The sequence below is a fragment of the Roseomonas sp. TAS13 genome, assembly GCF_001950415.1.
GTDB classification, from domain to species: domain Bacteria; phylum Pseudomonadota; class Alphaproteobacteria; order Acetobacterales; family Acetobacteraceae; genus Roseomonas; species Roseomonas mucosa.
Genome location: NZ_BDLP01000274.1, coordinates 1 through 6,035, shown reverse-complemented (window position 1 = coordinate 6,035; position 6,035 = coordinate 1). Strand labels below are relative to the sequence as shown.

Here is a 6,035-nt window from a genome sequence, read left to right as displayed (position 1 = left end):
GGCCGGTCGCCGGCTTCGCCTTGACGCTCCGCGTCACCTGCGTGCCACGATGGCTGTCGCTGCCCTTGCGGGCGGCATCGGCATTCCCCGCGCCGAGCACCGCCGCCAGGCCACAGCCCGCCAGCACGAACAGAAACTTCCCCCAAACGGATCTACGGCGCATGTCTTCCCCCTTCATGCGTCAGTTGAGATGCGGCAGCGCCAGGTATTCCCGGCTCTGCATCTCCATGAGGCGGGAGGCGGTGCGCTGGAACATCTGCGCGTTCTCCCCCCGCTCATAGAGAGTGTCCGGCTGCGCGGCGGCACTGGCCACCAGCTTGCAGCGGTGCTCGTACAGGGCGTCGATCAGCGTGATGAAGCGACGCGCCTTGTCGTAATTCTCCGGTCCGAGCCGCGGCACCCCGTCCAGGACCAGGGCATGGAAGCGCTTCGCCAGCGCCAGGTAGTCCCCCGGCCCCAGGAAGGCCCCGCAGAGCTCGTCGAAACCGGCCCGCGCGACGCCCCCATGCGCCTGCGGGACGGTGAAGCTGCGGCCCGGCATCTCGATCCGCGCGGGCTCCCCATGGTCCCGCCCGGTCAGCTCCCGGAAGGCCGCGTCCAGTGCGCGTTCCGCCCGCCCATCATCCGGGCTGTGCCAGGTGGTGGTCAGGGACCGCCCCCGGTCGCGCCGGTAGTCCTGCCGCGAATCCAGGAACAGGAGTTCGGTCCGCGCCTGGATCAGGGCGATGAAGGGCAGAAAGGCATCCCGGCCCGGCTTGCCCTTGAACAGATCCTCCGGCGCCGTGTTGGATGTCGCGACCACCACCACCCCACGCGCGAAAAGCGCCCCGAACAGCCGCCCCAGGATCATGGCGTCGGTGATGTCATGCACCTGGAACTCGTCGAAGCAGAGCAGCGCGGCCTTGGCGGCGATGCTGTCGGCGAGCGGCGGAATCGGGTCGTCGCCGCCCGGATTCTCCCGCTTCCACAGATGGATGCGCCGGTGGCTGTCCTGCATGAACTGGTGGAAATGGATGCGCTGCTTGCGTGCCACCTGGGCCGTGTCGAAGAACAGGTCCATCAGCATGGACTTGCCCCGCCCGACCTCGCCCACGAGGTACAGGCCCTTCGGCGCCTCCGGCAGCGTCTCGGCCGCGGGCCTGCGCCGGAACAGCCGGCCCAACAGCCCGCCACCCTCGGCCGGCGGCCCGGCCAGGGGCTTCGGATCGTAGCCCCGGATGCGCTGCCACAGGTCCTGAAGCCGCTCCGCCGCCTTTTCCTGCGCCGGATCGGGGCGCAGATTGCCCGCCGCCACCCTGTTCCGGTAAGCGGGAAGCGGCCCTTCCCCCTGGGGAGCCGGGGCGTCAGCGAGACTGCCCGACAACGATCCGTCCATCGGAACAGTGTCCTAGACCGCCGAACCGTTTATCGCAACCGCGTGATGACGGACGGTCGTAACTTTCACGACAGTTGAAGAAGACGCCTCAACCCCGTGTTTCAGCGCGAATTTCGTTGCCCTGCCTTTGACCTGCCCGCCAGAGGCGCATCCTGTTCCCCGTGGAACGCCGGTGGCGGGTCCCGTTGTCCGGATCAGGCGGCGCGCCTGAAGGCGCCGGCCTCCTGGGGGTGCCACCAGCGCCCGCCGATCACCACGCCCTCGGACAGGATGCGGCGGTCGCCGTTCAGCACCTCGCCGGTCACGTCCACGTAGTCGAAACTCCCCTCCTTCACCGAGAGGATGGTGGCGTCGCCCGCGCTGCCCGGCTTCAGCGAACCGAGCTCGGGCCGCTTCAGCGCCCTGGCCGGCTCAACGGTGGAACGGGCGATCACCTCGTCCAGCGGCATGCCGAGGCAAAGGAACTTCGACAGGGTGGTCACCTGGTCGAAGGCCGGGCCGTCGATGCAGAGCGCATGCACGTCGGAGGAGATGGTGTCCGGCGGGAAGCCGTTGGCCAGCATGGCGCGCGCCGTCCTGAAGGCGAAGCTGCCCTGGCCATGCCCGATGTCGAAGATCACCCCCCGCTCGCGCGCCGCCAGCACCACCGGCTTCACCCGGCCCTGGGCGGTGATCGGCGCATTGGGGAAGGGCCGGAAGCAATGCGTCAGGATGTCGCCGGGCCGCAGCCGCTCCACCACCTCCTCGTAGCTCGGCGGCGGATGGTCGATATGCGCCATGAGCGGCAGGCCGGTCTCGTCGGCCACCTGCAACGCGATGTCGAGCGGCACCGTGCCGGAATTGCCCGAGGCATGCAGACCGACCCGCACCTTGATGCCCACGATCAGGTCGCGGTTGGCATCGGCCACCTGCACCGCCTCGATCGGGTTCATCATGCGTAGGTCACCGCTCTCGCCCACCATCACGCGCTTGGAGAAGCCGTAGATGCCGGCATGGGAGACATGGAGATAGGCCAGGATGCGCACCTGGCTGCGCTCGATCACATGGTGGCGGAAGCCCGGCCAGTTTCCCGGCCCGGCGCTGCCCGTGTCCACGGCGGTGGTGACGCCGGAGATTCGCGCGAAATGCTCCGCATTGATGCCGAGCGAGGTGCCGCCGTCATAGACATGGGTGTGCAGGTCGATCAGCCCGGGCGAGACGATATACCCCGATACGTCGCGCACATCCGTTTCCGGCCCGGCCTCCAGCCCCTTGCCCAGCTTCGCGACCTTGCCGCCGGAGAAGCCGACATCCATGACACCGTCAATCTTCTGCGACGGGTCGATCACCCGCCCGCCGGTGAGGATGAGGTCATAGGACATGGACAGAGGACTCCCAGGAACAGCGGCCGCGGCAAAGGGCGGCCCGCAGGCGGCTGCGGACCGTAGAACCCTTCGCCAGGGCTGCAAATGCGTCCCGGGGCGATTCCGTCACCCGCTCTCCGCCGCCCGGGCCAGGATCCGCTCCACCCAGCGCTGCGATTCCAGCGCCTCCTCCCCGGAAACGGCGGGTGGGCGCCCCATGCGGCAGGCCTCCAGGAAGTCGGCGATCAGCGCCCGGTGGGCATCATGCGGGAAGTCCATGATGTTCGCCCCGCTGCCGGTGCTGCCCTCGGCCTCCACCCGCTCCCGCCGCCCATCCGCCCAGGCGAGGTCCAGCGCCCCGCCGACCAGGCTGGCCGAGCCCGCGACGCCGATCACCTCGATCCGCTCCGGCTGCCCCGGCGGAAAGGCGGTGGTGGCCGTCAGCACCCCCGGCGCGCCATTGCCCAGCCGCAGCAGCGCGGCGACATAGTCCTCCGCCTCCATCCGGTGCAGCGCCGTGGTGCGCGCCTCCGCTGCCGTGACCGCGCCGATCCCGACCAGGGAGCGGAACAGGTCCAGCGTGTGGATCGCCTGGGTCAGCAGCACGCCGCCGCCATCGCGCGCCAGGGTGCCGCGCCCCGGTTCGTCGTAATAGCTCTGCGGCCGCCACCAGGGCACGGCCATCGAGGCCGCCTGCACAGCACCCAGAGCCCCACTCTCCAGCACGGCGCGCAGCCGCAGGCTGGCCGGACGGAAACGGTGCTGCAGCATCACGCCGAGGCAGAGCCCGGCCCGCCGCGCGGCCTCGACCAGGGTCGCGCCCCTGGCCGCATCCAGCTCCAGCGGCTTCTCCACCAGCACATGCCTGCCGGCATCGAGGCAGCGCCGCGCCACCTCCAGATGCGCCGCCGGCGGGGTGAGCACCAGCACCACCCGCACGCGCGGATCGGCGATGGCGGCCCCGATATCCGTCGTGACCGGAAAAGGGAAGTCCCGCGCGAAAGCCGCCGCCCGCTCCTCCGTCCGGCTGGCGGCCCAGACGACCTCGGCCCGGTCCGACAGGTCCAGCAGGCTGCGCGCATGCGGTTGGGCGGCGGGGCCCAGCCCCACCATCGCGACGCCGATCCGTTCCATGATGCCCTCCCCTCCCGGTGCCACGGCCGGGCACCCCGGGGAAAAGCCTATCCCTGGCCCGTTCCTTCCGGCCAGAGCCGCTTCAGCGCGCCGATCAGCGCGGCGGTGGAACCGTCATGTCCCGGCCCCACCGGCCCCGAAAGCTCCGGCAGGATCGCACTGGCCAGTTGCTTGCCCAGTTCCACGCCCCACTGGTCGAAGGCGTTCACGTCCCACAGCGCCCCGAGGCAGAAGACCTTGTGCTCGTACAGCGCAACGAGCTGTCCCAGGGTGAAGGGCGTCAGCTCCGGGATCAGGATGGTCGTGCTCGGCCGGTCGCCGGGGAAGAGCCGGTGTGGCAGCAGCGCCTCGACCTCCGCCGCGGACCTGCCGGATTTCAGCATCTCCGCCCGCACCTCCTCGGCGTCGCGGCCGCGCAGCAGCGCCTCGGCCTGGGCCAGCCCGTTGGCCAGCAGCAGCCGGTGGCTGGCCGGGAAATGGTGGTCCGGCCGCGCCACCAGCACGATATCCGCCGGCACCGGCGTGGTGCCCTGGTGCAGCAGCTGCATGAAGGAATGCTGCGCGTTGGTCCCCGGCTCGCCGAAGACCACCGCCCCGGTGTTGTGCGCCACCGGCAGCCCCTCCATCGTCACGCGCTTGCCGAGGGACTCCATCTCCAGCTGCTGCAGATGCGCCGGGAAGCGCGCCAGCCGCTCGTCATAGGGCAGCACCGCGCGGGTGCCGTAACCCAGCCCGTCCACATGCCAGACCTCGGCCAGCGCCATCAGCAGCGGCAGGTTCTCCGCATCCGGCGCGGCGAGGAAATGCTCGTCCATCGCCCGCGCCCCGGCCAGGAGCCGCTCGAAGGCCCGCCAGCCGCAGGACAGCGCGATCGACAGCCCCACCGCCGACCACAGGCTGAACCGCCCGCCCACCCAGTCGCGGAAGCCGAAGACCTGGTCCTCCGGCACGCCGAATGCCGCCGTGGCCTTCCGGTTGGTGGACAGCGCCACGAGATGCCGATCGCCCGCCTCCCCCAGCGCGGCGCGCAGCCAGTCCCGCACCAGATGCGCGTTGGACATGGTCTCGGCGGTGGTGAAGGTCTTGGAGGCCACCAGCACCAGCGTCCGCGCCGGGTCGAGCTGGTGGCGCAGCGCCTCCCAGGCATGGCCGTCGGCGTTGGAGAGCCAGTGCGCCCGCATCGGGCTGTCATGCCGGTGCAGCGCCCGCACCACCATCTGCGGTCCGAGGTCGGAGCCGCCGATGCCGATGTTCAGCACATCCGTATAGGGCTGGTCCGCATGGGTCCGCAGGGTGAAGGCCCGCATCGCCTCCAGCGTGTCGTTCACGCTGGCCGAGGCATCCTCCGCCCCGTCCCGCTCCAGCGCCCGGAAGGTGCCGCGCGGTGCCCGCAGCGCCATGTGCAGCACGGCACGGTCCTCGGTCGCGTTGATCCGCTCCCCCGACGCCATGGCCCGGCGCCGCCCCGCCACGTCGCGCATGCCCGCCAGGCCGAGCAGCGCCCGCAGCACCTCCGGGCTCAGCGAGGTCTTCGACAGGTCCAGCGTCACCCCATCGGCATGGAAGGTGAACCGCTCCGCCCGGCCCGGATCGGCGGCGAAGAGCGGCCGGATCGCCGAAGCCCCCGGCGCCCGCGCCAGGGATGCGATCTCCGTCCACTTCGCGGTGGCGTCGGCATCCTGCGGCATGCGATTCCCTTTCCCTCACTTCCGGTCCGTCAGGCCCGCTCCGCACGGGCAATCTCGCCTGACCCAGCGCGGGAGCGGGCGCGGGCGTTGCATGCCTGTGCCTGGCGGCGGCCACAGCCCCGCCCGGCCCCGCCCCGCGCGGATCAGATCCCTTCCGGCTTCCCCGCCACCACGGCGCCCAGGCGGCCGGGCTGCAGCACGCGCGCCGCCACCCTGGCCACGCCATCGCGGGTCATCGCCGCCAGCCGTTCCGGCCGCTTCGCCAGCCAGTCCGCCGGGCGGCCGTTGCGGCGCTGGCCCATCAGGATGGAGGCGGTGCGGCGGCTGTCGGTGAACTGCAGCGGCAGGCTGCCGGTGAGGTAGGACACGGCCTCCTCCAGCTCCGCCTGCGTCGGCCCCTCCGCCGCCATATGCGCCCATTCGGCGCGCAGCACGTTCAGCGTCTCGGTGACGCGGGCATTCTCCGTGGCCACGGAGAATGCCCGCGTCACCGAG

At 71.2% G+C, this 6,035-nt stretch carries 4 protein-coding genes and 1 pseudogene; all 5 read right to left on the bottom strand.

The window, feature by feature from the left end:
• Nucleotides 1-181: 181 nt before the first annotated feature.
• A complete protein-coding gene (gene zapE / locus ROTAS13_RS17845; protein ID WP_058389926.1) occupies nt 182-1,375 on the bottom strand; it encodes a cell division protein ZapE in 1,194 nt (397 codons plus the stop codon).
• Nucleotides 1,376-1,569: 194 nt separating this feature from the next.
• Nucleotides 1,570-2,736, bottom strand: coding sequence for an amidohydrolase/deacetylase family metallohydrolase (locus ROTAS13_RS17840; RefSeq protein ID WP_019460864.1), 1,167 nt, complete (start codon nt 2,734-2,736; stop codon nt 1,570-1,572).
• A gap of 108 nt (nt 2,737-2,844) precedes the next feature.
• On the bottom strand, nt 2,845-3,852 hold the full coding sequence (locus ROTAS13_RS17835) for a Gfo/Idh/MocA family protein (protein ID WP_058389927.1): 1,008 nt from the start codon (nt 3,850-3,852) through the stop codon (nt 2,845-2,847).
• Between the two features lie 47 nt (nt 3,853-3,899).
• Nucleotides 3,900-5,540, bottom strand: coding sequence for a glucose-6-phosphate isomerase (gene pgi / locus ROTAS13_RS17830; RefSeq protein WP_019460862.1), 1,641 nt, complete (start codon nt 5,538-5,540; stop codon nt 3,900-3,902).
• A gap of 143 nt (nt 5,541-5,683) precedes the next feature.
• Nucleotides 5,684-6,035: pseudogene (locus ROTAS13_RS17825) on the bottom strand (insulinase family protein); the annotation flags it as partial.

Coding starts and splice junctions, on each gene's coding strand:
- zapE (WP_058389926.1), bottom strand. CDS start 1,375: ATGGACGGATCGTTGTCGGGCAGTCTCGCTGACGCCCCGGCTCCCCAG.
- ROTAS13_RS17840 (WP_019460864.1), bottom strand. CDS start 2,736: ATGTCCTATGACCTCATCCTCACCGGCGGGCGGGTGATCGACCCGTCG.
- ROTAS13_RS17835 (WP_058389927.1), bottom strand. CDS start 3,852: ATGGAACGGATCGGCGTCGCGATGGTGGGGCTGGGCCCCGCCGCCCAA.
- pgi (WP_019460862.1), bottom strand. CDS start 5,540: ATGCCGCAGGATGCCGACGCCACCGCGAAGTGGACGGAGATCGCATCC.